Source organism: Pseudomonas sp. TCU-HL1, assembly GCF_001708505.1.
Taxonomy (GTDB): Bacteria; Pseudomonadota; Gammaproteobacteria; order Pseudomonadales; family Pseudomonadaceae; genus Metapseudomonas.
On record NZ_CP015992.1, the window covers coordinates 4,126,762 to 4,153,461 of the forward strand.

Genomic DNA, 26,700 nt, shown 5'->3' on the forward strand with positions numbered 1-26,700 from the left:
GGAGCGAATTCATTCGCGATTGAAATCGCTCCCACACCAACAAGGTCACTCTTCCCGCGCCACTGCCGCCTCGCCGATGGCATAGAAGTGACCACCGGCGATGTAGTGCAGGCTGCGCCAACGATCCTCGGCCTGTTCGAACTGCCAGTGGCCGTCCTTGAATACGCGGGTATCCGCCCAGGCGCCCACCACTTCGCCGATGAACAGGTCGTAGGTCTGCTGGTTGTGGGGCTCGGGAATCAGTTTGCAGACCAGCCAGGCGGAGCTGCCGGCCACCAGCGGCACGTCCAGGCCATCCATGCGGAACAGCTCGACGCCGCTTTGCGCCAGTTTGTCCGGCAGCTCCTTGAGGCTGCGGGTGCCCACCTTGTAGGTGAGGTCGAGCTGGCCGAGGTTGGGCACCTGCAGCGCGAAATAGCCGCTGTTCTCCACCAGTTCGCGGGTCCGCGTGGCCTTGTCCAGCACCAGGGTGACCTTGGGCGGGGAGAAGTCCAGGGCGCAGGACCAGGCCGCTGCCATCACGTTGTCGACGCCACCATGACTGGCAGATACCAGCACGGTCGGCCCGTGGTTGAGCAGGCGGTAGGCACGGTCCAGCGCCACGGGCGCGATGTGCTCGTTCATGGGAAACCTCGCATGGGGATCACGGAACGCATCCGGGCCGGCCTCCCAACCAGGAGGCCGGCCCGGGGCATGGAAAGGCCGTGATTATGCAGCTGCCGAGCGAGCTGTGCGACCGGCTAGCGCGCTAGGTACCCGACTTGACCTTGGTCCAGAGTCGCGTGGTGAGACGGGTGACCTTGAACGGCAGCTCTTCGACGGTGAACAGCTTGTCCATGATCGAGCGCTGCGGGTAGATGGCGGGGTTGTCGCGCAGCGCCGGCGCCACCAGCGCGTTGGCCGGCAGGTTGGGGTTGGCGTAGTTGATGGCGTTGCTGATGTTGGCGATCACATCAGGGCGCAGCAGGTAGTTCATGTAGGCATAGGCTTCCTGCGTGTCGGGCGCGTTGCGCGGCATCACCACCATGTCGAACCAGAGCGTCGAGCCTTCATCGGGAATCGAGTAGGCGATGGTCACGCCATTGTTGGCCTCCTGGGCGCGGGCGCCGGCCTGCAGGATGTCGCCGTTGAAACCGATCACCGCGCAGATATCACCGTTGGCGAGGTCGGTAACGTACTTCGAGGGGTGGAAGTACTGGATGTAGGGCCGGATGGCCAGCAACGCTGCCTCGGCCTTGCGATAGTCCGCCGGGTCGTGGCTGTGATGGGGCAGCCCCAGGTAGTTCAGGGTGATCGGCAGGATCTGCGTGGGGTTGTCGATCATGGCGACACCGCACTGGCTCAGTTTCTTGATGTTCTCTTCCTTGAGCAGCATGCCCCAGGAGCGGGTGATGTCGGTGCTGCCGAAGATTTCCTCGATCTTCTTGACGTTGTAGCCAATGCCCACGGTCCCCCACATGTAGGGGACGCCATAGCGGTTGCCGGGGTCGTTGACCTCCAGCACCTTCATCAGCACCGGGTCGAGGTTCTTCCAGTTGGGCAGCTGGCTGCGGTCGAGCTCCTGGATGGCGCCGGCCTTGATCAGCTTGGAGATGAAGTGGTTGGACGGGCTGACGACATCGTAGCCGGTGCTCCCGGTCATCAGCTTGGACTCGAGCACCTCGTTGCTGTCATGGATGTCGTAGACCACCTGGATGCCGGTTTCCCCGGTGAAGTTCTTCAGGGTGTCGTCAGCGATGTACTGGCTCCAGTTGGAGACCCGCACTTCGCCGGCGGCCTGTACCAGTGTGGAACAGCCTGCCAACAGCAGCGGCAGACAGAGTCGGGCGATTTTCATGGTGTTTTCACCTTGTTGTTGTCACGGAGAAAGTTCGGTAATCAGGCTTCCGTGCCCGCTCTGCAGGCTTCGTATCCCATCCGCAGCGATGCGCCGATGTCGAAGAAGGGGCTGGGGGGAATCCAGCCGGGCTGGGCCCGCCGCAGCACCATGCGCAGCAGGTGGGAGTCGCCGCCGGATGCCATCTCGGCGAGTAGCCGGCCCCACAAGGTGCCGCGCGTTACCCCGGAACCATTGCAGCCGGCCGCCGCGTACAGCCCCTCCTCGACCTGCGCGAAATAGGGCTGGCCGCTGCGCGAGGCGCTCAGGTGCCCGGTCCAGCTGTACTGGATGTCCGCTTCGCGCAGCCAGGGAAAGCGCCGCTGCAGGCCTTCGAGATGCCGCTGACGGCGCGTCATGAGCTGCCGGTCGCTGAGGTCATGACGGCGATATTCAGCAGTGTTGCGCATCAGGATGCGGCGGTCCGCCGTTAGCCGCACAGTGGCGCCCAGGGGGCGGGTAGACAGCACGCCCCAGGGTTCAACCCCGCCCAGTGCCTGGTACTCCGCGTCGGTCAGCGGACGCGTCAGGCTGGCGCTGAGTTCCATCGCGAATGTGCCGCTGTCGCGGATGCCGATGCGCGAGGTGAAAGCGTTCAGGCACACCAGCACCCGTGGCGCTTCCACCGCGCCTTCCGGGCCAACGGCACGCAGGCTGCGGTTGGCCAGGCGCTCCAGCCCGGTGATGGGCGTCTCCTCATAGAGCGTGACGTTGGCGGGAAGCGCCTCCAGCAGCCCCTTCACATACTTGGCCGGTTGCATCAAGGCGTTGCCGTTGCCGCACCAGATGCCGGCCTGGTAATGACGGGTGCCGAGCTTGCGGGCCAGGGCCTCGCCTTCCAGGCGCTCCGCCGATGCCCCGACGGCCCTCAGCGTTTCCACGCGTTCGTCAATGCGCTCGAGCTTGCGCGGGTCGCGCACCGCGAAGTAGTAGCCGGAGTCGCTGAACTCACAATCGATCCCGTGACGGGCGATGCGCCGGCGCACTTCGCCATTGGCCTCGCGGGCGATCAGGCTGTCGTCGAGGTAGCCGGCAAAGCCCTTCTCGCTGACCAGTTCAGCCAGCCCCGGTTGTTCGTGGCCAACCACGAACCCCGAGTTGCGCGCCGAAGCTCCCTGGGCAGAGCGTTGGCGATCGAGGATCACGATCCGCGCATCGGGGTGGAGTTCGGCCAGGGAATGCGCCGCGCACAAGCCGGTAATGCCCGCTCCGACCACCAGCCAATCGGCTTTCTCCACCCCCTTCAACGGCCCGCGTGGCGGAGACATTCCCGCCAGGCTCAGCCAGCCACATTCGTTGTTCATGACGCACCTCTTCCACGACCAGACGTCGAAACACTGCGAATAACCGTCGCACCTCAATGAATGATCCACACGCATCATTCGCCTTGAGCCATACAACGACATGACCAGAATCTACTGAGCAGTCCGTGGTATAACCAACGCTATTAATTCATCGATCAATTCGGAAAACGCATGGATAAAGTTCGCCATCCGCCATCACTGCAAGCCCTGCAGTCCTTCATCATGGTGGCGGGCTCATCCAGCTTCACCCAGGCGGCGGACGTGCTCTGCCTGACCCAGAGCGCCGTGAGCCGACAGATCCAGCAACTGGAGAGCCACTTCGGGGTGGCGCTGCTGGAGCGCAACAGCCGCAACGTCAGACTCACCGCCGAAGGTGAGCAGGTGCTGCAGTTCGCCCAGGCCACCCTGGCGCAGCTGCGCGCCCTGGAAGATCGCCTGTCGCCGCAGGACCGTCCGTTCCGCATCCGGCTCCATGTGTCCCTGGCTGTACGTTGGCTGCTGCCACGGCTGAGCGACTTCTACCGGCATCACCCGGAAGTCTCGATCGCCATCGAGACCGTCGCCACCGAGGAAGTGGAAGCGACCAGCGACAGCGATGCCTACATCGCCTATCACGACCTGCCCTCGACCGACCCGGCCTGCCTGACGCTGTTCGACGAGAGACTGGTGCCCGTCTGCGCGCCCGGCCTGCTCGATGGCGAGCAGCCGCTACGCGCGACTGATGACCTGCAGGCCTTCACCCTCCTGCACCGCTCCGAACGCAAGGAAGCCTGGGAGTACTGGCTGGCCCGGCATGGCGGTGGACGCCTGGAGGACTACCGGCACATCTCCTTCAACCTCGATGAGCTGGCCATCGATGCCGCGGCCCGGGGCCTGGGCATCGCCATGACCGACCTGACCCTGGCCAGGGAGCCACTGGAGCGTGGCGTACTGGTGATCCCCTTCGGCGAACCGCTGCGGACCGATGGCGCCTACGTGATGCGCCTGCAGCCTTCGGCCGCGACGCACAAGGCGTGCGCCGCCGTACTGGCCTGGTTCCGCCAGCAGGTCGAAGCCTGAGGCAATTGCCCTACTCCGCCACGGTCTGCCAGTACGCCCTGAGGTACTCGATGAACACCTTCACCTTGCGCGTGTTGCGCCGGTGGGTGAGGTAGAGCACGTAGACCATCGGGCCAAAGCCGCTGGGCTCGCGCCAGTACTCGGGCATCACCTCCACCAGTTCGCCCCGTGCCAGATAGGGCGCGGCACTCCATTGCGGGATGAACTGCACGCCCTGGCCGTCCAGCAGGCAGGCGAGCAGGAAGTCGTAGCTGTCGCTGGACACCCGCGGCACCGGCTGGTTGAGGCGGATGCGCTGCTCGCCCCTGGACACCCACCAGAAATGCCGGTTGAGCAGCGGATGGCGGAGGATCAGCCAGTCGTGCTGAAGGTAGTTGTCCAGGGTCACCTCCCCTCCCCGGCGCGCCAGGTACGCCGGGCTGGCGCAGAGGGTGATGCGGTTCTCCACCAGGGGCTGGGCGATCACACCGGGCAGGTCGGTGGGGCCATCGCGCAGGGCGAGGTCGTAGCCGCCGTCCACCAGGTCGACGTATTCATCGCTGAGGTCCATGTCCAGGTGAACGTGGGGATGTTCGCGCAGGAAGCGACAGCAGACGGCGTTGAGAAAGGCCGGGGCAAAGGATGGCGGCGCGGTGATGCGCAGGCTGCCGCGCAGTTCGTGCTGCAGCTGTTCGACGCCCTCGCTGGCCAGCTGCAGTTGCATCAGCGCCTGGCGCGCGCCTTCCAGGTAGATATGCCCGGCCTCGGTGAGCGACATCCGACGGGTGGTGCGCTCGAACAGCTTGGCTCCCAGCCCCTCTTCCAATTGCGCCACCGCCTTGGTCAGCGAGGACGGCGTGGTGCCGAGCTGCTCGGCGGCGCGGCTGAAATTGCCCTGTTCGGCAGCCGCCACGAACATCCCCAGCGCGGTCAATCGGTCCATTTTTATTTCCGCTTCAGAAAAGAAGTTATGCCGGGCCCTGCGTTATTCCCGGCACGGCGACTGGTTAGTCTTTGCCGCAGACCAACAAGAATCAAGGCCAACACCCCATGAAGCCGATTGCACCACTAGCGTTCTCCGTCGCCCTCGCCTTTTCTTCCATGGAAACTATGGCAGCCGCCGACCTCATCCTGCACAACGCCAAGGTCTACACCGCCGAACCGGGCCAGGCCTTGCAGCAGGCCGTCGCTATCGAGAACGGCAAGATCGTGGCCGTGGGCTCCGATGGCGAGGTGCTGCCACTCAAGCAGGCCGACACACAAGTGCTCGACCTCGGCGGCAAGGTGCTGATGCCCGGCTTCATCGACTCCCATGCCCACGTGATCAAGGGCGGTCTGCAACTTCGCCAGGCCAACCTCAATGGCGAGGAAATTCCACTGGATGAGCTGGAGCAGCGCCTGCGCCAGTGGCAGGAAGACGGCAAGGCGAAACGCGGCGAGTTCCTGGTGGTCGGCGGAGTGCCCACCAGCTATTGGGACCAGCTCGACGCTTTCGCGCAGCGCTTCAACACGGGCGAGTGGGCGAATACGCCGATCCTCTTCGCCGGCTGGGACTACCACACGGGCTGGGCCAACCGCGCCATGCTGAAACACGCCGGCATCGATACCGCCAAGGTTAAAAGCCTGAAGGGCGAAGCACTGGCCACTATCGGCCACAACGCAGACGGCCAGCCCAATGGCTTTCTCGTCGACGCTGGCCTTTACGCCGCCCAGGAGCTGATTCCCCTACCCTCCCAGCAGGATCTGCTGGCCGGGGCCCGCGACGCCCTGAAGTACTACAACAGCCTGGGGCTGACCGCCTGGATGGACCCGCTGGCCAACGAGATTCCCGGCGGACCGATCGACAACACCTCCACCGGCGTGCTGCCCACCTATAAGGCCTTGGCCGAGTCCGGCGAACTCAGCGCCCATGTCGCCGCGCTGCTGATGGCCGATTCCAAGGCCAGCGCCAAGGACCTGGATGAACTGGACAAGGTGCGCCAGCAGTTCGCCGGGGTCCCGAACCTCAGCCTGCCGGGCATCAAGGTGTTCGCCGATGGCGTGGCGGAACACCCGGCGCAGAGCGCCGCGATGCTGGAGCCTTACAAGAACTCCAGCAAGAGCGGTGAGCTGCTGATCGATCCGGCGCATTTCGGCGAGCTGATGGACGCGGCCGACGCCCGTGGCTGGCTGGTGCATGTGCATGCCATCGGCGACCGCGCGGTGCGCGAGTCCCTCAATGGCATCGAGCAGGCGCGCAAGGCCAGGAGCAGCGGCATCCCCCACTCCATCACCCATCTGCAGATGGTCAACCCGAAGGAGTTCGCCCGCTTCAAGCCGCTGGATGTGATCGCCTCCATGCAGCTCTACTGGGCAACCGCCGACGAGCTCAGCGTCGACCTGGTCCAGCCCTATGTCAGCGCCATGGCGTTCCAGTACCAGTATCCGGCGCGCTCGCTGCTGAAGAACGGCGCCACCATCGCCGGTGCCAGCGACTGGCCGATCACCACCCCGGAACCGTGGAAGGCGATCTATCAGGCCGTCAGCCGCAAGGGACCGAAGGGTGTGCTCAACGCCGCCGAGGAAATCGACCGCGAAACCATGTTCCAGGCCTACACCTTGAACGCCGCGCGGGCCATTCGCCTCGACGACCGCATCGGCTCACTGAAACCCGGCAAGCAGGCCGACCTGATCCTGCTGGACCGCGACGTGTTCCAGGTCGAGCCCGAGGCCCTGCGCGATACCCAGGTGCTGAAGACCTGGTTCGCCGGCCGCGACGTTTACACCCGCAACCGCTGACTTCCAGTTCTCCAGTCCCGGGGCCTCGAAGAGAGGCGCCGGGCCGCATCACGACCACAATTCAACGCTGAACAGGTAATACGCAGTGAAAGTCCATACCTTCGTCACCGACACCCAGAACCCGCAGATCCGTGGCCGGCAGATCGGTGAACGGTGGGCGGAGCCGATCCGGCAGACGGTATCGCTCTACCTCGATTTCTTCTCCCAGGTGGATGTCGACCCGGCGCGGGTACGCAGCCTGGGCGAAGCCAGCCTCGGCGCTCTTGAGGCCTGGAGCCCCGCGCTGGCCCAGGAAGTGGTCGCCACCGCCGAAGGTGCGGGAATTCCCCTCTGGCAACTGGCGGCGCTCAACGCCCGCACGGAAATCCTCGCGGTGATGCCGACGCCACCCGAAGGCGAATGCTCCACCGCCGTGTTCGCGCCACGCGGTGCGAACGCCCCGCGCACCATCCAGACCTGGGACTGGCACGACGCCCTGGTACCCCACGGCCTGATGCTGCAGCTCACCGGCAGCAACGGCCTCGGCGTCAAGCTGTTCACCGAGTTCGGCATGCTCGGCAAGATCGGCGTGAACAGCGCCGGGCTGGGTCTGCACTTCAACATCCTCCATCACGCCAGCGACAACGACAGCGCTGGCGTTCCGGTGCATGCCATTGCCCGGCGCCTGCTGGAAGAAGCCTGCAGCGTGGACGAAGCCATCACCCTCGCCCGCTCGGCGCGGGTCAGCGCCTCCACCGTGCTGACGGTGTTCTCCCGCCACGATGCAGCGCCCCGCGCGGCGAGCATCGAACTCTCTCGCCATTCCACCGCCGTGGTGCTGCCCCGCGAAGACGGCTGGATCACCCACACCAACCACTTCCTCGCCCCCGAACTGGTGCCCGGCGAACGCACCCTGGACGTGTCCACCACCTACGCCCGCCTGGACCACGTGAACGGCAACCTCGACACCATGACCGGCAAGACCCTGGCCTCCCGCGCCAGCGCCATGTGCGGCGAGCCCGGCGAGCAGGCGCCGATCTGCTTCCACCCGGACCTGAGCCTGCCGCCGAAAGAGCGCTGGGAAACCCTGCTCACCATCGGCATCGACACCGAAGCCTTCGAACTGGAGTACGCCGCAGGCAACCCGGTGAGCCTGGCTCGCTCCGGCAGCGTGCGTTTCTGACCCTGATCGGCGGCCGGCGCCACCGACCGCCTACAGCTCCCTCCAACAACGACAAGACGAGCAACGGCACATGGCTAATCAACAACATCCGCAATCAGCGCTCCGGACCTTCTTCGTCTCCGGCATGGGCACCGCCCTGGAGTTCTACGACTTCGTCATCTACGGCATCGCCGCCGCCCTGGTCTTCCCCCAGGTGTTCTTCCCCGACCTCGCCCCGCTTACCGCGACACTGGTGGCCTTTGGCGCCTTCGGTGCGGGCTTCTTCGCCCGGCCCCTGGGCGGCATGGTGTTCGGCCACCTGGGCGACAAGGCCGGACGCCAGAAGGCCCTGGTGATCACCCTGCTGCTGATGGGCTTTTCCACCCTGGCCATCGGCTGCCTGCCCTCCCACGAAAGCATCGGCGCCGCCGCACCCGTGCTGCTGGTATTGCTGCGCCTGATCCAGGGCTTCGCCGCCGGCGGCGAATGGGGCGGCGCGGCACTGTTCGGCATCGAATCCGCCCCGCCCGGCAAGCGCGGCCTGTGGGGCAGCTTCACCAGCATGGGCATCGGCATTGGCGGCATCCTCGGCTCGGCCATCTTCGCCATCGTCAGCGCCGCATACGATGACAACCTGGCCGACTTCGCCTGGCGCATCCCCTTCTGGCTCGGCGGCGTGCTGGTGCTGATCGGCCTCTACGCGCGCCTGTCGAACCCCGCCAGCAAGCCCCTGCAACGCCGCGAAACCACCCGCCTGCCCCTGGTCGCCGCCCTGCGCTCGCGTCCTCGGGAAATGCTGCTGTGTACCGGCATCGCCTTCGGCTACGTGACCATCGCCTACATTGGCAGCACCTTCTTCCTCGCCTACGCCACGCAACTGGGCTACGGCAGCACCGAAGCGCTGCTGTTCGACGTGTCCCTGTCCGTCGCCATCGTCATCAGCGCACCGCTGTTCGCCTCCCTGTCCGACCGCATCGGCCGGCGCACCGTGATGATCCTCGGCGCCGCCCTGATGGCCGCCGGCTTCTTCGCCTTCTTCGCCCTGGTGGGCCGCCACAACCTGCCGATTGCCTGCATGGCGTACATCGTCGTCGGCGCATTGATGGGCGCTACCCAGGGCCCGATCCCCGCCTTTCTCGCCGAACAGTTCCCCCGCGACATGCGCTACTCCGGCATGTCCGCCGCCTACCAGATCGGCGCGGCCTTCGGCGGCGGCACGGCATCCAGCCTGGCCACGGCCATCCTGATGACCACGGGCAGCCCCTTTGGCGTGGCGGCCTACGGTGCAGCAGCACTGGCGCTGGTGGCGCTGTGTTCGTTCCTGCTGAGGGAGACGGCGCACCTGAGCATGGAGGCGATTGATGCGGAGACTGGGAATGAGGTGAGTGCGGGGGTGGTGCGGTCGGTTTAGACGGTTGAGCGACTCCTTGGGGGGAGCGGCACTCTCCCGCTACAAACTGATGACAAATGAACAGCGGGCCAGAAGCAGCCGCTTCGTTCGTAGTCGCAGGATGGTGGAGCGAAGCGATACCCATGCTGCCAATTGATGGGTATCGCAGGCTCCACCCATCCTGCGAACTGGTCCTGTGGGAGCGAATTCATTCGCGATTGAAATCGCTCCCACAAGGAAAGCGTCCAGTTCGTAGCCGGATGAAGTCAGGGGAATGCCCGCATCGGGCTACAAGACTGAGGATTCGTAGGCCGTGCCAATGCATAGCCTCGCGCTATCGCAAGTGGTGGCTGGATCGCTCTCTCAACGCCTGCGTCTGGTCCAGCAGCCAGTCGCGGAGTATCTGCATTTCCATCGACCCGGCCAGGTCGCGGCGGCAGACGAAGTAGTGCTTGCGGTCATCGGCAAGAAAGGACTCCTTGGTCGGCCGGACCAGCTTGCCCGCATCCAGCTGCGGCTGTACCAGATGGCGCCAGGCCAGACCGACACCGACTTCCTCCTGGACCGCATCCAGCAGCATGGAAAAATGGCTGAAATCCATTGTTTCCTTGCATCTGGCAGCATCGAAGCCGAACTGCTTCAGCCAGAACGACCAATCGACCGGCACCCAGAGCCTGGCTTTCCAGTGGCTCGCACTGAGGTTCAGCAGCGTGACGCTCATCAGCCCTTCCAGGGTCGTGATCTGGGGGTGCTGTTCGAGAAAGCCGGGGGTGCAGACCGGAAATATCTCTTCGGAGAAGAGGTACTCGGCCCCATAGTGCGGGTGCTCCTCGAGCCCCAGGGTCACCGCGGCAGTGAAGCTGTCCTGATAGTCCGGGTTTGCGTCGGAGCTGATCAGATGCAACTGCAGTTCAGGATACCGGGCTCGCAGCTGCTTCAGTCTCGGCATCAGCCAGAGATGGGCAAAGGCAGTCGTGGTGATCAGGGCCAGATAATCCAGGCTGTTGCGTCGCAGCAGTTCGCGGGACGCCGTGGCGATGTGCTGCAAGGCTGAGGACGCCGCCAGGTACAACGCATGCCCGTCGCTGGTGAGCTGGACCTTGCGGTTGCCGCGCACGAACAACTTCAGGCCATAAAAGTCTTCCAGCGTCTGGATCTGGCGACTGACTGCCGCCTGGGTCACGCAGAGTTCCTCCGCCGCCATCTTGAAACTGCCATGGCGGGCGGCCGCTTCGAAGGTGCGCAGCGCATTCAATGGCGGGAGTAGCTGCCTGAGGTTGTTCATGGGGCACACCTGGCAAGTCTGGCATTTCGAACAGTTAACCAAAGCGCAACTGGGAATGACAGGCTCCAGCCAGATTGGCTAGCAGCTTCTTTGCAAGAAACCTGCATTTCACTTAACTAAAAGCTAAGTGAAGACCCCGCAAAACTCGTTTGTCACCGGCTTGCGGCCTATCGATCATCGACCTCGGATCACCCACCCGAGGAAGCAAGCCATGAGGTTCAAAAACAAAGTTGTCGTGATTACCGGAGGCGCCGGTGGCGTCGGTCAGGCCCTGGTCCGGCTGTTTGCCAGCGAAGGCGCACGCCTGATGATCTCGGACATCAATACCGACGGTTGTGAGGCGATGGTCGACCAGGCCCGCGAGTTGGGCGCCGAGGCTGATTGCCTGGCGGGCAACCTGCGCGAGAAGGAATATTGTGAAGCGCTCATCGCCCAGGCGGTCGAACGCTTCGGCGGTGTCGACATCCTGCTCAACAACGCCGGCATCATTCCCCGCGGAACCATCGAGGAAACCACGGACGACATGTGGTTCACGGCGATGGACGTCAACCTGAATGCGGTGTTCTTCCTCTGCCGCGCCGCTATCCCTCATATGAAACAGCGTGGCGGTGGCGCAATCGTCAACACGTCTTCAGTCTGGGGTACCTATCCGGGCCCCGGTCATGTCGCCTATTGCACCAGCAAGGGAGCGGTGGCGGCACTATCGAAAAACCTGGGCCGGGACTGCGCTCCGCTGGGTATCCGCGTCAACGCCGTGTGCCCCCACGAAATCAACACGCCGATGATCCGCAGCGGCTTCGAGCGCCGGGGGCTGGACCCCGACAAGGCGATCGAGGAGCTGAACAAGACCGTGCCGCTGGGTCGCATCGCCGAGCCGGAGGATATCGCCGACGTGATCGCCTTCCTGGCGTCTGACCAGGCTCGCTACATCGCCGGCGAGACGGTGGAAGTCACCGGCGCCAAACCGGTTTCCGGCTGAGGAGAGCAGATGATGCTGAACAACAAGGTGGCCGTCGTGACCGGCGGCGGGCGTGGCATCGGTCGCGGGATTACCGAAAAACTCCTGGAAGCCGGCGCTCGGGTGCTGGTCGCGCAGCGCCAGCCGCTGGACGAAAGCCTGGGTGCCAACCCGCAGGTGGCCTGGGTCGAGGCCGACCTGGCCGAGCGCGATGCGCCCTATGTCATTGCACAGTCCGTCGAGGAGCGGTTCGGCGGCGCCGATATCCTGGTCAACAATGCCGGCTTCATGTTCGAACGCTCACTCGACGAGATGGTGGAGGACGACTGGGACCGGATGATGGCCGTCAACCTGCGCGCCCCGATCTTCCTGGCCAAGGCGCTGCTGCCGCAGTTGCGCGTGCGTGGCGGCAGTATCGTCAATATCGGCTCGATCGAAGGCATAGGCGCCAACCCCTGGCACACCGCCTACTGCGGCTCCAAAGCCGGCGTACACGGCTTCACCCGTGCGATGGCCGTCGATCTGGGGCGCGATGGCATTCGGTGCAATGCCATCGCCCCCGGCTGGATCAACTCGGACCTGAGCCACGCCTATATCGACGCCCAGCCCGATCCCGCGCAGGCTCGTGCCGGCCTGCTCAAGCTGCATCCCGTCGGGCGTACCGGTGAGCCGCAGGACATTGGCAATGTCGTCGTCTTCCTGGCGAGTGAGGCTGCGGCCTTCATCACCGGCCAGGTGATAGTCGTGGACGGCGGTCGAACGGCCAAGCTGCCCTTGCCGTTCTGACATTTCACCCACGCGAACCTCCGCTGGCGGGCTGAGGCCCACCCGGCCCCCAACATTTACGCTCGGCGTGAGTGATCTGAAGAAGGCGATTCTTGTCCAAACGAAAACGGGCCCTCGGGGCCCGTTTTGCTTTTGACGCCTCGACCGACCGTCTGTCGCTGGCTAGACCGCTCGGTCAGAGCCCTGTCGCAATTGGATCTGCGGGCATCGTCCACGCGCAAGAAGCGGTTCACTGGCCACGCGACCATTACGGGGCTCTGACTGTCGCCCACACGGCAGTTTTTAAAACTTACAAGAAAAAGCACGCAAAGCTTGAGGAGGCCTATGCACAAGACACCTGGATCCCACGTCGACAAGGTCGTTTTCTGGGGGGCTGTCGTGATATCGGCCTCATTGGTCGCCGGAGGGGCGCTCTGGCCCAAGGCCTTGTCGACTGCGGCGCAGGCGCTGCTGGACAAGATCATCGACTGGTTCGGCTGGAGCTTCGTCCTCTCCACCGCATTCTTTCTGGGCTTCGCCCTGTTCCTGGCATTCAGCCGCTTCGGCCGGATCAAACTGGGCAAGGACGATGAACAACCCGAGTTCAGCACATCATCGTGGATCGCGATGATGTTCAGCGTTGGCATGGGCATCGGGCTCATGTTCTGGGGTGTGGCCGAGCCGATCACACACTTTTCGACACTACCGCCCGAACTGGCGCCGCCGCACTCCAGAGAAGCGGCCAAGATCGCAATGGGGTACGCGTACTTCCATTGGGCGTTCCACCCCTGGGCGATCTACGCCATCGTCGGCCTGGCAATTGCCTACTTCTCGTTCCGCAAGGGACTGCCGAACCTGATCTCCAGCGCCTTTACACCGCTGATTGGCGAGGCGGGTGTGCGTGGGCCATTGGGCAAGTCGATCGACATACTGGCGGTCCTGGCCACGCTTTTCGGCACCGCCACCTCGCTCGGCCTGGGCGCACAGCAGATCAACAGCGGCCTGAACTACCTCTGGAATACCGGCGAATCGAACAGCATTGCGTTGGCGATCATCGTAGTGATGACGGTGTTCTTCATCCTTTCCGCCATTTCCGGCGTGGGTAAGGGGGTGCAGTTCCTGAGCAACCTCAACATGGTTATCGCGGTGGTACTGCTGTTGTTCCTGGCAGCGGTGGGCCCCAGTGTGTTCATCGTCAACACGCTGGTGGCTTCGATAGGCGAATACCTCCAGGAACTGGTACCGATGTCATTTCGCACCGCAGCATTCAGTGACGGCAAGTGGCTCGCTGGCTGGACCATCTTCTACTGGGCCTGGTGGATCTCCTGGGCGCCGTTCGTAGGCACCTTCATCGCGCGAATCTCGCGCGGCCGCACCATCCGCGAATTCGTGATCGGCGTGATCGTCATTCCCAGCGGCGTGACGATGGTGTGGTTCGCGATCATGGGCGGTTCGGCCCTGTACTCGGAACTGGCCGGCGCTGGCGGCATCGCCGCAGCCGTGAACGACCAGGGACCGGCGGTGGCGCTGTTCATGCTGCTGGCGCAGTATCCCGCTGCGGCGCTGACCTCATTTGCGGCCATTCTGCTGGTTGGCGTGTTCTTCATCTCCGGGGCCGATGCCGGCTCCATCGTCATGGGCATGCTCTGCGCCCGCGGCAACCTGAAGCCGCCGAGTTGGCTGGTGGCGCTGTGGGGCGTGTTGACCAGCGCGGCGGCCTCGGTACTGCTGGTGATGGGCGGCCTGAATGCGCTGCAGACCGCGGCCATCATCTTCGCCGCGCCGTTCCTGCTGGTGATGGTGGGATTGTGCGTATCGCTGTGCAAGGCGCTGCTGGATGACCAGCCAATGGGCGCGGCGCACGACTCGCTTGCCGCCCTCCGCAATCCAGTGCGTGCCGCTGCGGATTAAGGTTCCAGTCCAGGAGCAGGTGCCGCTTCACGGCGGCACCTGCTTCCTCGCCTTCGCCGCGCAACTGGGTTATGGCCCTTCTCTCGTCGCCTTCGCGGTATGACGCCTGCGCTGTTCGCACCATGCGCGGGTCGGCAACCGCGCAACGCTCAACCAGGGTCTGCACAGTTCGACTGGGGTCGTTCGTAGGATGTGATGGAGCGAAGCGATACCCATCGATCATTCGCTCCCACAAAAAGACCGGTGCGACCTCCCCGCTCCACAAACGAAAACGCCGCAGTCGGTGACTGCGGCGTTTTCGTCGAGCCGGGACTTCAGTCGTCCAGGCCGAGGGCGGCGAAGGCTTTGAGGATTGCCTCTTGCACTTCGTCGATGCTGAGGCTGGTGGAGTCGAGGATGATCGCGTCCGGGGCCGGTTTCAGCGGGGCGACGGAGCGCTGGCTGTCACGCTCGTCGCGGTCCTGGATTTCCTTCAGCAGAGAGGCCTGGTCGGCTTCCATGCCCTTGCCCTTGAGCTGCAGGTAGCGGCGACGGGCGCGCTCTTCGGCGCTGGCGGTGAGGAAGATCTTCAGTTGTGCCTGGGGGAACACCACGGTGCCCATGTCGCGACCATCGGCCACCAGGCCGGGGGCTTCGAGGAAGGCACGCTGGCGCTGCAGCAGCGCGTCGCGCACGGCGGGCAGCGCCGCGACCTGGGAAGCGCCGGCACCCACCTGCTCGGAGCGAATCACGTCGGTGACGTCTTCGCCTTCGAGGATGATGCGCTGGCCACCGCCGGTCTTGGCGTTGAACTGCACGTCCAGGTGAGCCGCCAGGACCTTGAGGGCCTCCTCGTTGGTCAGGTCGACGCCGTGATTGCGCGCAGCGAAGGCCAGCAGGCGATACAGCGCGCCGGAGTCCAGCAGGCGCCAGCCGAGGCGCTTGGCCAGCAGGCCGGCGACGGTGCCCTTGCCGGAGCCGCTCGGTCCGTCGATAGCGATCACGGGCAGGTTGGCGTTCATGCCTTGTCCTCTTCCGCGACGCGGATCCCGCACTGGGCCGCCAGGCCGAGGAAGTTCGGGAATGAGGTGGCGACGTTGGCGCAGTCATGGATGCGGATCGGTGCGGTGGCACGCAGCGAAGCCACGCTGAAGGACATGGCAATCCGGTGGTCGCCGTGGCTCCAGACTTCGCCGCCACCCATGGAGCCGCCATCGATGACGATGCCGTCCGGGGTCGGCTCGGCCTTCACGCCCAGGGCTTGCAGGCCGTCGGCCATGACCTGGATGCGGTCGGATTCCTTCACGCGCAGTTCTTCCGCGCCACGCAACACAGTGCGGCCGGAGGCACACGCGGCAGCGACGAAGAGCACGGGGAACTCGTCGATGGCCAGCGGCACCAGGTCTTCGGGGATGTCGATGCCCTTCAGCTTGGCTGCACGCACGCGGATGTCGGCCACCGGCTCGCCACCGACTTCACGCTGGTTTTCCAGGGTGATGTCGCCGCCCATCAGCTTGAGGATGTCGATCACGCCGGTACGGGTCGGGTTGATACCGACGTGCTCCAGCAGCAGCTCGGAGCCTTCGGCGATGCTGGCCGCGACCAGGAAGAAGGCGGCAGAGGAGATGTCGGCCGGCACTTCGATGCGAGAAGCACTGAGTTTGTGGCCGCTCTCGACGGTGGCGGTGTTGCCGTCCACTTTCACCGGGTAGCCGAAGCCTTGCAGCATGCGCTCGGTGTGGTCGCGGGTCGGCGCCGGTTCGGTCACGGCGGTTTCACCGGCGGCGTAGAGGCCGGCGAGCAGCAGGCAGGATTTCACCTGGGCGCTGGCCATCGGCATTTCGTAGTTCATGCCGGTCAGGCGCTGGCCGCCACGGATGGTCAGCGGCGGGCGGCCTTCGGCGCCGGTCTCGATCACCGCGCCCATTTCGCGCAGCGGCTTGGCCACACGGTTCATCGGACGCTTGGACAGCGAGGCGTCACCGGTCAGGGTGGTGTCGAACGGCTGGGCCGCCAGCAGGCCGCTGAGCAGGCGCATGGAGGTGCCGGAGTTGCCCAGGTACAGCGGGCCGGGCGGCGGCTTCAGGCCGTGCAGGCCAACACCGTGGATGGTCACGCGGCCGTGGTGCGGCCCTTCGATGACCACGCCCATGTCGCGGAAGGCCTGCAGGGTTGCCAGGGCGTCTTCGCCCTCGAGGAAGCCTTCGACTTCAGTGGTGCCTTCGGCCAGGGAGCCGAGCATGATGGAGCGATGGGAAATGGACTTGTCGCCCGGAACGCGAACACGGCCGGCGAGTTTGCCACCCGGCTGAGCCAGGTAAATCAGATCGTTATTGTGCATGGCGTCCACATAGGCCCTGCGGGCCAGGATTTTGCTGAAATGCTCGCGGGCGAAGCGGGCGCGGGTGAACACGCCCAGCAATTCATGCCCGTCCCCTGCGTCGACCGCGCCGCGCAGGGCGTCGAGGTCGGCGCGAAATGCGTCCAGGATTCGCAGCACGGCATCGCGGTTCGCGAGGAAGATGTCGTGCCACATCACCGGGTCGCTGCCGGCGATCCGCGTGAAGTCACGGAAACCGCCAGCGGCATAACGGAAAATTTCCAGATTCTCGCTGCGCTTGGCCAGCGAGTCGACCAGGCCGAATGCCAGCAGGTGTGGCAGGTGGCTAGTTGCCGCGAGCACCTCGTCGTGGTGCTCAACGTCCATGTGTTCCACGTCCGCTCCCAGGGCGTGCCAGAGTTGGTCGACACACTGAAGGGCAGACGGGTCGGTGTTCTCCACCGGTGTGAGGATGACCTTGTGGCGGCGGAACAGGCTGGCATTGGCTGCCTCTACCCCGCTCTTCTCGGAGCCGGCGATCGGGTGGCCGGGTACGAAACGCGCCGGCATGCCATCGAATACCCGGCGCGCGGCGCGCACGACATTACCCTTGGCGCTGCCGACGTCGGTGAGGACGGCATTGCCCAGGTCCAGCTGGGCCAGTTCGGCGAGGAGTTTTTCCATGGCGAGGATGGGTACGGCCAGCTGGATCACATCGGCACCGCAGCAGGCCGCAGCGAGGTCACTCTCGCAGCGGTCGACCACGCCGGTCTCGACGGCGATGCGGCAGGACTCCTGGTCCTTGTCCACCCCTACCACTTCGGCGAACAGGCCCTTCTCGCGCAGCCCCTTGGAAAAGGAACCGCCGATCAGGCCCAGGCCGATCACCACCAGGCGCCCGAAGATAGGCGCGCCCTGTTGCACGGTCATGACATCAGCCACGGCCGAGCACCTTGGCCAGTGCTTCCAGGCAACGGGCGTTCTCGGCCGGCAGGCCGATGGAGACGCGCAGGAAGGTGGGCATGCCATAGCCGCCGACCGGGCGCAGGATCACACCTTCACGCAGCATGGCCTGGTTGATCGGAGCGGCATCGCGGCCGAAGTCGACAGCGATGAAGTTGCCCTTGGAGGGAATCCAGGTCAGGCCCAGCGCACGGAAGCCTTCTTCCAGCTGGAGCATGCCGGCATCGTTGATGCGGCGACTTTCAGCCAGGTACTCGGCATCATCCAGCGCGGCGCAGGCGGCGGCCAGGGCCAGGCTGTTGACGTTGAAGGGCTGGCGCACGCGGTTCAGCACATCAGCCACCTGGGCGCTGGACAGACCGTAGCCCACCCGCAGCGCAGCCAGCCCGTAGGCCTTGGAGAAGGTGCGGGAGACCAGCAGATTCGGGAATCGCGCCAGGTAGTTCAGTCCATCAGGCAGCTCTTCGCCCTCGGCATACTCGATGTAGGCCTCATCCAGCACCACCAGGACGTTCTCCGGAACCTTGGCGAGGAAGTCCTCGAGCGCGGCCGGGCCGAACCAGGTGCCGGTGGGGTTGTTCGGGTTGGCGATGAACACGACACGGGTGTTGGCGTCGATGGCCGCCAGCATGGCCGGCAGGTCATGGCCGAAATCCTTGGCCGGAACCACCTTGCCGGTGGCGCCCACGGCCTGGGTGGCAATGGGGTAGACGGCGAAGGCGTGCTCGCTGAACACGGCGTTCAGGCCCGGCGCCAGGTAGGCACGGGCGACCAGGTCGAGGATGTCGTTGGAACCGTTTCCCAGGGTGACCTGGGCGGGGGTGACACCGCAGCGCTCAGCCAGCCGACGCTTGAGCTCGAAGCCGTTGCCGTCCGGGTAGCGAGTCAGTTCGGCCAATTCGTTGCGGATCGCCTCGAGGGCCTTGGGGCTCGGGCCGAGGGGGTTCTCGTTACTGGCCAGCTTGACGATGCCCGTCGGATCGAGGTCCAGCTCGCGGGCCAGTTCATCCACCGGCTTGCCGGGTACGTAGGGCGAAAGTTTCTGCACGCCCGGTTGGGCAAGGGCGAGGAAGTCACAGCTCATGGATTCAGCCTCAACTACGGGCTAAGGGCCGCCGTGGCGCGCCCCAACCCAGGCTGGAGCGCGACGGCCCGTCGCAAATTCAAAGCACCGCTTTGGGGTAGGAACCCAGCACCTTCAAGGCAACGGCTTCCTGATTGATCTTCTCCAGCACGTCCTTGATCAGCGGATCACGGTGGTGGCCGACGAAGTCGATGAAGAAGACGTAGGTCCACTTGCCGCTGCGGGACGGGCGGGTTTCGATGCGGGTCAGGTCGATGCCGTTGTTGTGGAACGGCACCAGGAGCTCGTGCAGGGCGCCCGGCTTGTTGCGCATGGAGACGATGATGGAGGTCTTGTCGTCGCCAGTGGGCGGCACTTCCTGGCTGCCGATGATGAGGAAGCGCGTGGAGTTGTCCGGGCGGTCCTCGATCTTCTCGCAGAGCTTGGTCAGGCCGTAGAGGCTGGCTGCCATGTCACCGGCGATAGCCGCCGAGTTCCACTCGCTCTTCACCCGCTTGGCGGCGTCGGCGTTGCTGGACACGGCCACACGCTCAACGTTCGGGTAGTGGGCGTCCAGCCACTTGCGACACTGGGCCAGGGACTGGGCGTGGGAGTAGATGCGGGTGATGGTGTCGGTCTTGGTGTTCTCGCCCACCAGCAGGTGGTGGTGGATACGCAGTTCCACCTCACCGCAGATCACCATGTCGTGCTCGAGGAAGCTGTCCAGGGTGTGGTTCACCGCGCCTTCGGTGGAGTTTTCCACCGGCACCACGCCGAAATTGACCGCACCGGCGGCCACTTCTCGGAACACTTCGTCGATGGCAGCCATTGGCGCGCTGATCACCGCATGGCCGAAGTGTTTGAGTGCCGCCGCCTGGGTAAAGGTGCCTTCCGGGCCGAGGTAGGCGACCTTGAGCGGCTGTTCCAGGGCCAGGCAGGAGGACATGATTTCGCGAAACAGCCGCGCCATCTCTTCGTTGTCCAGCGGGCCCTGGTTGCGATCCATGATGTGCTTGAGGACCCAGGCCTCACGCTCGGGGCGATAGAAGATGGGCTTCTCGCCTTCGGGCAGGGACGCCATCTTCACCCGCGCCACGTCCTGGGCGCAGCGGGCACGTTCGCTGATCAGCTCGAGGATTTTCTCGTCGAGATTGTCGATACGCAGGCGCAGGGCCTTGAGTTCTTGCTCGGACATCAGCCGCGCTCCTTCTCGAACTCCGCCATGTAGGCCACCAGGGCTTCGACTGCGTCGAGGCCGACGGCGTTGTAGATGGAGGCGCGCATGCCACCTACGGAACGGTGGCCCTTGAGGTTCAGCAGGCCACGGGCATCGGCGCCGACGAGGAAGTCCTTGTCCAGGCGCTCGTCCGCCAGGCGGAACGGAACGTTCATCCAGGACCGGGCGTTGACGGCGATCGGGTTGGTGTAGAAGTCGCTCTTGTCGATGTAACCGTAGAGCAGCTCCTTCTTGGCCTTGTTGCGCTGCTCCATGGCCTCGACGCCACCCTGCTCCTTCAGCCACTCGAAGACGAGGCCCGAGAGGTACCAGGAGAAGGTAGCCGGGGTGTTGTACATGGAGCCGTTATCGGCGGCAATCTTGTAATTGAGCATGGTCGGGCAGTTGGCACGCGCGCAACCAAGCAGGTCCTCACGGACGATGACCACCACCAGGCCGCTCGGGCCGATGTTCTTCTGGGCGCCGGCGTAGATCAGGCCGAAACGGGAAACATCCAGTGGGCGGGAAAGGATGTCCGAGGACATGTCCGCCACCAGCGGCACATCGCCGACTTCGGGAATCCAGTCGAACTGCAGGCCGCCAATGGTTTCGTTGGAGGCGTAGTGCAGGTAGGCCGCGTCCCTGGAGAGCTGCCACTCGTTCTGGCCCGGAATGGCGAAGTAGTCGTAGCCCTTGGCGCTGGCGGCGACGTTCACGCGGCCGAAGCGGCTGGCTTCTTCGATGCTCTTCTTCGACCAGATACCGGTTTCGACGTAGTCGGCGACGCCGTTCTCCGGCAGCAGGTTCAGCGGGATTTCCGCGAACTGCTGGCTGGCGCCGCCCTGGAGGAACAGCACCTTGTAGTTGGAGGGAATGGAGAGGAGGTCGCGCAGGTCCTGCTCGGCCTTTTCGGCAATGGCAACGTATTCGTCACTGCGGTGGCTCATTTCCATGACGGACAGGCCTTTGCCCTGCCAGTCGAGGAGTTCCGCCTGGGCGCGTTGCAGAACAGCTTCCGGAAGCGCGGCCGGGCCGGCGCAGAAGTTAAAGGCTCGCTTGCTCACATCCATTCTCACTGGGTAGCGCGGGGGCACCAGTGCCCCCGCCAATTGTTACCTACCGAATGGACAGGCCGGCGACGGCCTGCCCGCTTCTACAACTGTTACTCGTCGCCAGCCGGCTGGGCGTCGTCCTGCTGAACGTCATCGCCCTGGACGTCGTCCACGGCCTCTACGTCGGCATCGATGCCTTCTTCCAGATCATCGTCCTCGTCACCGCCAGACGGCTCCTGAACACGCTCCAGGCCAACCAGGGTCTCGTCCTTGGCCAGCTTGATCAGGGTCACGCCCTGGGTATTGCGGCTGGAACTGGAGACTTCGTCGACACGGGTACGCACCAGGGTGCCCTGGTCGGAAATCAGCATGATCTCCTCGCCGTCCTGCACCTGCACAGCGCCGACCAGCTTGCCGTTACGCTCGTTGGTGACCATGGCGATCACGCCTTGTCCGCCGCGACCGCGACGCGGGTAGTCTTCCAGCGGGGTGCGCTTGCCGTAACCACGCTGGGAGGCGGAGAGGATCTGCGCGCCCAGTTCGGGGATCAGCATGGAAATCAGGCTCTGGCCTTCCGGCAGACGCATGCCGCGAACGCCGCGGGCAGTACGGCCCATGGTGCGCACGTGTTTTTCCTTGAAGCGGATGACCTTGCCGCCGTCGGAGAAGAGCATGACTTCCTTGGCGCCGTCGGTGATGGCCGCGGCGATCAGGGTGTCACCCTCTTCCAGCTTCAGGGCGATCAGGCCGTTCGAACGCGGTTTGCTGAACTGCACCAGCGGCGTCTTCTTCACGGTACCGAAGGCGGTGGCCATGAAGATGTAGGCGCCGGTGGGCTCGTCCTGTTCGTCATCGAGGTCGGCGCCTTCTTCGTCGCCGCCCTCGGCTTCGATGACTTCGCCTTCGATCACGACGCCTTCGTTCTCTTCCAGATCCTCGTCGGCGCCTGCGCTCTGCTGCAGGGCTTCCAGGTCGATCTGGAGCATGGCGGTGATGCGCTCGCCTTCATCCAGCGGCAGCAGGTTGACCAGCGGGCGACCGCGCGCGGTACGCGAAGCTTCCGGGATTTCGAAGGTGCGCAGCCAGTAGACCTTACCCTTGCTGGAGAACAGCAGGAGCGTGGCGTGGCTGTTGGCGACCAGCAGGTGTTCGATGTAGTCCTCGTCTTTCACCCCGGTGGCCGACTTGCCTTTGCCACCACGGCGCTGGGCCTGGTAGGCGGCCAGCGGCTGGGACTTGGCGTAGCCGCCGTGGGAGATGGTGACGACACGCTCTTCTTCGGTGATCAGGTCGGCGATGGTCAGGTCCACCTGGGACGCGACGATCTCGGTGCGGCGGGCGTCGCCGAACTCGGCCTTCACTTTCTCCAGCTCTTCGCGGATGACTTCCATCAGGCGCTCGGGGCTGGTGAGGATGCGGATCAGCTCACCGATCAGGGTGAGGATTTCCTGGTACTCGGCCAGCAGCTTCTCGTGCTCCAGGCCGGTCAGGCGGTGCAGGCGCAGCTCCAGGATGGCCTGGGCCTGTTCCGGCGACAGGTAGTACTTGCCTTCGCGCAGGCCGTATTGCGGGTCCAGGTCTTCCGGACGGCAGGAGTCGGCGCCGGCGCGCTCGACCATGGCTTCCACGGCGCTGGATTCCCAGGCGGTGGCGATCAGGCGTTCCTTGGCCTCGGCCGGAGTCGGCGAGGCCTTGATCAGCTCGATCACCGGGTCGATGTTGGACAGGGCGACGGCCTGGCCTTCGAGGATATGGCCACGCTCACGCGCCTTGCGCAGCTCGTAGACGGTACGACGGGTCACCACTTCACGGCGGTGACGGATGAACACCTCGAGCATGTCCTTCAGGTTCAGCGTGCGCGGCCGGCCATCGACCAGGGCCACCACGTTGATACCGAAGACGCTCTGCATCTGGGTCTGGGAGTAGAGGTTGTTCAGCACCACCTCGCCCACTTCACCGCGGCGCAGCTCGATCACCACGCGCATGCCGTCCTTGTCGGATTCGTCGCGCAATTCGGTGATGCCTTCGAGCTTCTTCTCCTTGACCAGCTCGGCGATCTTCTCGATCAGACGCGCCTTGTTCAGCTGGTAGGGCAGCTCGGTGACGATGATCTGCTGGCGACCGCCGCCCTTTTCCATGTCCTCGATTTCAGCGCGGGCACGGATATAGATGCGGCCACGACCGGTGCGGTACGCCTCAATGATGCCGGCACGGCCGTTGATGATGCCCGCGGTGGGGAAATCCGGGCCCGGGATGTACTGCATCAGCTCATCGACCGTGAGCTCGGCGTTATCCATCAGCGCCAGGCAGCCATCGATGACTTCGCTCAGGTTGTGCGGCGGAATGTTGGTCGCCATGCCCACGGCGATGCCGCTGGAACCGTTCACCAGCAGGTTCGGAACCTTGGTCGGCATAACCGCGGGAATCTGTTCGGTGCCGTCGTAGTTGGGCACCCAGTCCACGGTTTCCTTGTCCAGGTCGGCCAGGAGTTCATGGGCCAGCTTGGACATGCGCACTTCGGTGTATCGCATGGCCGCGGCGTTGTCGCCGTCCACCGAGCCGAAGTTGCCTTGGCCGTCCACCAGCATGTAGCGCAGCGAGAAAGGCTGGGCCATGCGGACGATTGTGTCGTAGACCGCGGTATCGCCGTGCGGGTGATATTTACCGATCACGTCACCGACCACACGGGCGGACTTCTTGTAGGGCTTGTTCCAGTCGTTGCCCAGTTCGCTCATCGCGTAGAGAACGCGACGGTGCACCGGCTTCAGGCCGTCGCGCGCGTCCGGCAAGGCACGCCCGACGATCACGCTCATCGCGTAGTCGAGGTAGGACTGTTTCAGCTCGTCTTCGATATTGACCGGGAGGATTTCTTTGGCCAGTTCGCCCATGAGAAGCCTGGTTCCTTTTTCTGATGAAACTCCGCCCCACTCGTCCTGAGCGGCGCGAAGCTCGTCACTGCGGCCAGATGCAGCAGCGACTCACGACAAATCAACGAGTTAAGCCAAGGATCTGTGCAATTGGGCCGCCTCGATGGAGGGGCGGCAATAACTGCCGGAGCTTACCACAGTCACCGTCTTGCACCTACCCCGCCGGGCGTCCTGCGGGCAGGGTGAAAATGCCGCACCGATGGCTCAGTGCAGGCGCTTGCGACACATCAACTGAGCCATCTTGGCAGCGTCGGGACGCTCGACCACGCCCTTCTCGGTCACGATAGCGTCGATCAGGTCGGCCGGGGTCACATCGAACACTGGATTGACCGCATGGACTTCCGCAGCGACACGCCGACCGCCCAGGTCCAGCAGCTCGGAGCCATCACGCTCCTCGATCGGGATGTCGTCCCCGCTCTCCAGGGACATGTCGATCGTGGAGCTGGGGGCCACGACCATGAAGCGGACCCCGTGGTGCATGGCATTGACCGCCAACTGATAGGTGCCGATCTTGTTGGCCACGTCGCCATTGGCCGTGATGCGGTCGGCGCCGACTATCACCCAGGTGATTCCGGCGGTCTTCATCAGGTGTGCGGCGGCGGCGTCGGCATTGAGGCTCACCGGCACGCCTTCGTTGGCCAGCTCCCACGCGGTCAGGCGCGCGCCCTGCAGCCAGGGACGGGTTTCGTCGGCATAGACGCGCTCCACCAGGCCATCGAGGTGGGCGGCGCGGATCACACCCAGGGCCGTCCCGAAGCCACCCGTGGCCAAGGCGCCGGTATTGCAGTGGGTCAACAGCGCCTGGGGGCTGCCCTGATGCTTGCGGATAAGCTCCACGCCCAGCTGCGCCATGGTCAGGTTGGCTTCGCGATCGCTTTCATGGATGGAAATGGCTTCGGCCTCCAGGGCCTGCAGCGGCGTCTCGCCATCACGCACGCGCTCGAGGCGCTCGCGCATGCGGTTCAGCGCCCAGAACAGGTTGACCGCGGTCGGCCGCGACTCGGACAGCACCTTGAAATCGGCTTCCAGCGCCTGGCGCCAATCACCGCCGGCAGCTAAACGCGCCCGAGCCCCCAGCACCACGCCATAGGCGGCGCTGATACCAATGGCCGGCGCCCCCCGAACCACCATCTGACGAATGGCCTGGGCCACGCCCTCGGCGGAGTCGTAGGACAACCAGATTTCCTCGGCCGGCAGCAAGCGCTGGTCAAGCAGATGAAGCACGCCGTCACGCCACTCGATGGCCTTGACCTTCTCGGCTGCCAACAGTTGTTCACGCATCGCCCACCTCACCACCCGTAACTCGCGGAAAAACCGCAGATTATAGCGAGCCGGAGCCCTTCTGGCTCGGGTATACTGCCGCCACTTCGATTTGCGCCCAGGATGCGCCGCCATGCCCAGTCCCAACGCCCCGCTCGACCTGCTCCTGCTCCCGTCCTGGATAGTGCCCGTGGAACCTGCCGGCGTGGTGCTGCGGGATCACGCATTGGGCATTCGCGACGGCCGCATCGCCCTGCTCGCCCCCCGGGACCTGGCACTGCACGTCGACGCCCGCGAGCGCCGCGAGCTGCCGGGCATGCTGCTGGCTCCGGGCCTGATCAACGCCCACGGGCACGCGGCAATGACCCTGTTCCGCGGGCTGGCCGACGACCTGCCACTGATGACCTGGCTACAGGAACACATCTGGCCTGCCGAGGCCAAGTGGGTTGATGAAACCTTTGTCCGCGACGGCACTGAACTGGCCGTGGCCGAACAGATCAAGGGCGGCATCAGTTGCTTCTCCGACATGTACTTCTTCCCGGCCCAGGCCAGCTCGGTCATCCACGGGGCCGGCATCAAGGCCCAACTGGCGATTCCGGTGCTGGATTTCCCGATTCCCGGCGCCGTCGATGCGGCCGACGCCATTCGCCGTGGCGTCGAACTGTTCGGCGACCTGAAGCATCATCCACGGATCAAGGTGGCCTTCGGCCCGCACGCGCCTTACAGCGTCAGCGATGACAAGCTGGAGAATATTCGCGTACTGGCCGAGGAACTGGATGCCGGCATCCACATGCACGTGCAGGAGACCGCCTTCGAAGTCCAGCAGAGCCTCAAGCAGCGCGGCGAACGCCCCATGGCGCGCCTGGCCCGGCTCGGTTTGCTGGGCCCGCGCTTCCAGGCCGTGCACATGACCCAGGTGGATGACGCCGACCTGGCCATGCTGGTGGAAAGCAACAGCAGCGTAATCCACTGCCCCGAATCCAACCTCAAGCTGGCCAGCGGATTCTGCCCAGTGGAGCGCCTCTGGCAGGCAGGCGTGAACGTCGCCGTCGGCACCGATGGCGCCGCCAGCAACAATGACCTGGACCTGCTCGGCGAAACCCGCACCGCCGCTCTCCTGGCCAAGGCCGTCGCCGGCTCGGCAAGTGCCCTGGACGCCCACCGAGCCCTGCGCATGGCGACCCTGAACGGCGCCCGCGCCCTGGGCATCGATCACGACACGGGCTCGCTGGAAGTCGGCAAGGCTGCCGACCTGGTCGCCTTCGACCTTTCCGGCCTCGCCCAGCAACCGGTGTACGACCCGGTTTCCCAACTTATTTATGCCACCGGGCGCGACGCGGTGCGGCACCTTTGGGTCGACGGCAGGCAACTGCTGGATGACGGCCGCCTGACCCGCCTGGATGAAGAACGCCTTGGCGCCACTGCCCGCGCCTGGGGCGCTCTTATCGCCGGCCACTGAGTTTCTGTTTCGAGG

General features: G+C 64.8%; 20 protein-coding genes. 8 read left to right on the top strand and 12 right to left on the bottom strand.

Annotated elements, in window-relative coordinates:
* Positions 1 to 45: 45 nt before the first annotated feature.
* From THL1_RS19115 to THL1_RS19125, 3 genes are all read right to left on the bottom strand, one after another.
* Positions 46 to 624, bottom strand: a complete 579-nt coding sequence (locus THL1_RS19115; RefSeq protein ID WP_069084699.1) for a flavin reductase family protein — start codon at positions 622 to 624, stop codon at positions 46 to 48.
* 124 nt (positions 625 to 748) lie between these two features.
* Positions 749 to 1,837 carry a polyamine ABC transporter substrate-binding protein gene (locus THL1_RS19120; protein ID WP_069084700.1) on the bottom strand — a complete coding sequence of 363 codons (1,089 nt, stop codon included), beginning with the start codon at positions 1,835 to 1,837 and terminating at the stop codon, positions 749 to 751.
* Between the two features lie 41 nt (positions 1,838 to 1,878).
* A complete protein-coding gene (locus THL1_RS19125) occupies positions 1,879 to 3,180 on the bottom strand; it encodes an NAD(P)/FAD-dependent oxidoreductase (RefSeq protein ID WP_069084701.1) in 1,302 nt (433 codons plus the stop codon).
* Positions 3,181 to 3,351: 171 nt separating this feature from the next.
* Here THL1_RS19125 and THL1_RS19130 point away from each other — a divergent pair, with 171 nt between their 5' ends.
* On the top strand, positions 3,352 to 4,239 hold the full coding sequence (locus THL1_RS19130; RefSeq protein ID WP_069084702.1) for a LysR substrate-binding domain-containing protein: 888 nt from the start codon (positions 3,352 to 3,354) through the stop codon (positions 4,237 to 4,239).
* 10 nt (positions 4,240 to 4,249) lie between these two features.
* On the opposite strand, the gene THL1_RS19135 is transcribed toward THL1_RS19130, so the two are convergent.
* Positions 4,250 to 5,161: a LysR family transcriptional regulator gene (locus tag THL1_RS19135; RefSeq protein WP_069084703.1), complete on the bottom strand. Its 912-nt coding sequence runs from the start codon at positions 5,159 to 5,161 to the stop codon at positions 4,250 to 4,252.
* A gap of 107 nt (positions 5,162 to 5,268) precedes the next feature.
* Between THL1_RS19135 and THL1_RS19140 the strand changes: the two genes are divergently transcribed.
* From THL1_RS19140 to THL1_RS19150, 3 genes are all read left to right on the top strand, one after another.
* Positions 5,269 to 6,996: an amidohydrolase gene (locus THL1_RS19140; protein ID WP_069084704.1), complete on the top strand. Its 1,728-nt coding sequence runs from the start codon at positions 5,269 to 5,271 to the stop codon at positions 6,994 to 6,996.
* 85 nt (positions 6,997 to 7,081) lie between these two features.
* Positions 7,082 to 8,158, top strand: a complete 1,077-nt coding sequence (locus THL1_RS19145) for a C45 family autoproteolytic acyltransferase/hydolase (RefSeq protein WP_069084705.1) — start codon at positions 7,082 to 7,084, stop codon at positions 8,156 to 8,158.
* 70 nt (positions 8,159 to 8,228) lie between these two features.
* Positions 8,229 to 9,548: an MFS transporter gene (locus tag THL1_RS19150; protein ID WP_069084706.1), complete on the top strand. Its 1,320-nt coding sequence runs from the start codon at positions 8,229 to 8,231 to the stop codon at positions 9,546 to 9,548.
* Between the two features lie 313 nt (positions 9,549 to 9,861).
* Here the strand turns inward: THL1_RS19150 and THL1_RS19155 are convergent, their stop codons facing one another.
* Positions 9,862 to 10,812 carry a LysR substrate-binding domain-containing protein gene (locus THL1_RS19155; protein WP_069084707.1) on the bottom strand — a complete coding sequence of 317 codons (951 nt, stop codon included), beginning with the start codon at positions 10,810 to 10,812 and terminating at the stop codon, positions 9,862 to 9,864.
* A 211-nt stretch (positions 10,813 to 11,023) separates the two neighbouring features.
* On the opposite strand from THL1_RS19155, the gene THL1_RS19160 reads away from it, so the two are divergent.
* The 3 genes from THL1_RS19160 to THL1_RS19170 all read left to right on the top strand — a co-directional run bounded on the left by THL1_RS19160 (position 11,024) and on the right by THL1_RS19170 (position 14,446).
* The gene (locus tag THL1_RS19160; RefSeq protein ID WP_069084708.1) at positions 11,024 to 11,791 is read left to right on the top strand and encodes an SDR family NAD(P)-dependent oxidoreductase; all 768 of its coding nucleotides are present in this window, start codon (positions 11,024 to 11,026) and stop codon (positions 11,789 to 11,791) included.
* A 9-nt stretch (positions 11,792 to 11,800) separates the two neighbouring features.
* Positions 11,801 to 12,556: an SDR family NAD(P)-dependent oxidoreductase gene (locus tag THL1_RS19165; RefSeq protein WP_237234735.1), complete on the top strand. Its 756-nt coding sequence runs from the start codon at positions 11,801 to 11,803 to the stop codon at positions 12,554 to 12,556.
* A gap of 324 nt (positions 12,557 to 12,880) precedes the next feature.
* Positions 12,881 to 14,446, top strand: a complete 1,566-nt coding sequence (locus THL1_RS19170) for a BCCT family transporter (RefSeq protein WP_069084709.1) — start codon at positions 12,881 to 12,883, stop codon at positions 14,444 to 14,446.
* A gap of 314 nt (positions 14,447 to 14,760) precedes the next feature.
* Here THL1_RS19170 and cmk read toward each other — a convergent pair whose 3' ends face one another.
* From cmk to mtnA, 7 genes are all read right to left on the bottom strand, one after another.
* Entirely contained in the window at positions 14,761 to 15,447 is a 687-nt protein-coding gene (cmk, locus tag THL1_RS19175; RefSeq protein WP_069084710.1) for a (d)CMP kinase, read from the bottom strand.
* Entirely contained in the window at positions 15,444 to 17,675 is a 2,232-nt protein-coding gene (locus THL1_RS19180) for a bifunctional prephenate dehydrogenase/3-phosphoshikimate 1-carboxyvinyltransferase (protein ID WP_069086568.1), read from the bottom strand. Before THL1_RS19180 ends, cmk begins: the two co-directional genes overlap by 4 nt.
* 4 nt (positions 17,676 to 17,679) lie before the next feature.
* On the bottom strand, positions 17,680 to 18,792 hold the full coding sequence (gene hisC, locus THL1_RS19185) for a histidinol-phosphate transaminase (RefSeq protein WP_069084711.1): 1,113 nt from the start codon (positions 18,790 to 18,792) through the stop codon (positions 17,680 to 17,682).
* Between the two features lie 79 nt (positions 18,793 to 18,871).
* The gene (gene pheA / locus THL1_RS19190) at positions 18,872 to 19,966 is read right to left on the bottom strand and encodes a prephenate dehydratase (RefSeq protein ID WP_069084712.1); all 1,095 of its coding nucleotides are present in this window, start codon (positions 19,964 to 19,966) and stop codon (positions 18,872 to 18,874) included.
* Positions 19,966 to 21,051, bottom strand: a complete 1,086-nt coding sequence (serC, locus tag THL1_RS19195) for a 3-phosphoserine/phosphohydroxythreonine transaminase (protein WP_069086569.1) — start codon at positions 21,049 to 21,051, stop codon at positions 19,966 to 19,968. Before serC ends, pheA begins: the two co-directional genes overlap by 1 nt.
* A 98-nt stretch (positions 21,052 to 21,149) precedes the next feature.
* A complete protein-coding gene (gyrA, locus tag THL1_RS19200) occupies positions 21,150 to 23,927 on the bottom strand; it encodes a DNA gyrase subunit A (RefSeq protein ID WP_069084713.1) in 2,778 nt (925 codons plus the stop codon).
* Positions 23,928 to 24,170: 243 nt separating this feature from the next.
* On the bottom strand, positions 24,171 to 25,247 hold the full coding sequence (gene mtnA / locus THL1_RS19205; protein ID WP_069084714.1) for an S-methyl-5-thioribose-1-phosphate isomerase: 1,077 nt from the start codon (positions 25,245 to 25,247) through the stop codon (positions 24,171 to 24,173).
* A 112-nt stretch (positions 25,248 to 25,359) separates the two neighbouring features.
* Here mtnA and THL1_RS19210 point away from each other — a divergent pair, with 112 nt between their 5' ends.
* A complete protein-coding gene (locus THL1_RS19210; protein WP_069084715.1) occupies positions 25,360 to 26,685 on the top strand; it encodes a TRZ/ATZ family hydrolase in 1,326 nt (441 codons plus the stop codon).
* The last annotated feature ends 15 nt before the right edge of the window (positions 26,686 to 26,700 follow it).

Coding starts and splice junctions, on each gene's coding strand:
- THL1_RS19115 (WP_069084699.1), bottom strand. CDS start 624: ATGAACGAGCACATCGCGCCCGTGGCGCTGGACCGTGCCTACCGCCTG.
- THL1_RS19120 (WP_069084700.1), bottom strand. CDS start 1,837: ATGAAAATCGCCCGACTCTGTCTGCCGCTGCTGTTGGCAGGCTGTTCC.
- THL1_RS19125 (WP_069084701.1), bottom strand. CDS start 3,180: ATGAACAACGAATGTGGCTGGCTGAGCCTGGCGGGAATGTCTCCGCCA.
- THL1_RS19130 (WP_069084702.1), top strand. CDS start 3,352: ATGGATAAAGTTCGCCATCCGCCATCACTGCAAGCCCTGCAGTCCTTC.
- THL1_RS19135 (WP_069084703.1), bottom strand. CDS start 5,161: ATGGACCGATTGACCGCGCTGGGGATGTTCGTGGCGGCTGCCGAACAG.
- THL1_RS19140 (WP_069084704.1), top strand. CDS start 5,269: ATGAAGCCGATTGCACCACTAGCGTTCTCCGTCGCCCTCGCCTTTTCT.
- THL1_RS19150 (WP_069084706.1), top strand. CDS start 8,229: ATGGCTAATCAACAACATCCGCAATCAGCGCTCCGGACCTTCTTCGTC.
- THL1_RS19155 (WP_069084707.1), bottom strand. CDS start 10,812: ATGAACAACCTCAGGCAGCTACTCCCGCCATTGAATGCGCTGCGCACC.
- THL1_RS19160 (WP_069084708.1), top strand. CDS start 11,024: ATGAGGTTCAAAAACAAAGTTGTCGTGATTACCGGAGGCGCCGGTGGC.
- THL1_RS19165 (WP_237234735.1), top strand. CDS start 11,801: ATGATGCTGAACAACAAGGTGGCCGTCGTGACCGGCGGCGGGCGTGGC.
- THL1_RS19170 (WP_069084709.1), top strand. CDS start 12,881: ATGCACAAGACACCTGGATCCCACGTCGACAAGGTCGTTTTCTGGGGG.
- cmk (WP_069084710.1), bottom strand. CDS start 15,447: ATGAACGCCAACCTGCCCGTGATCGCTATCGACGGACCGAGCGGCTCC.
- THL1_RS19180 (WP_069086568.1), bottom strand. CDS start 17,675: ATGACCGTGCAACAGGGCGCGCCTATCTTCGGGCGCCTGGTGGTGATC.
- hisC (WP_069084711.1), bottom strand. CDS start 18,792: ATGAGCTGTGACTTCCTCGCCCTTGCCCAACCGGGCGTGCAGAAACTT.
- pheA (WP_069084712.1), bottom strand. CDS start 19,966: ATGTCCGAGCAAGAACTCAAGGCCCTGCGCCTGCGTATCGACAATCTC.
- gyrA (WP_069084713.1), bottom strand. CDS start 23,927: ATGGGCGAACTGGCCAAAGAAATCCTCCCGGTCAATATCGAAGACGAG.
- mtnA (WP_069084714.1), bottom strand. CDS start 25,247: ATGCGTGAACAACTGTTGGCAGCCGAGAAGGTCAAGGCCATCGAGTGG.
- THL1_RS19210 (WP_069084715.1), top strand. CDS start 25,360: ATGCCCAGTCCCAACGCCCCGCTCGACCTGCTCCTGCTCCCGTCCTGG.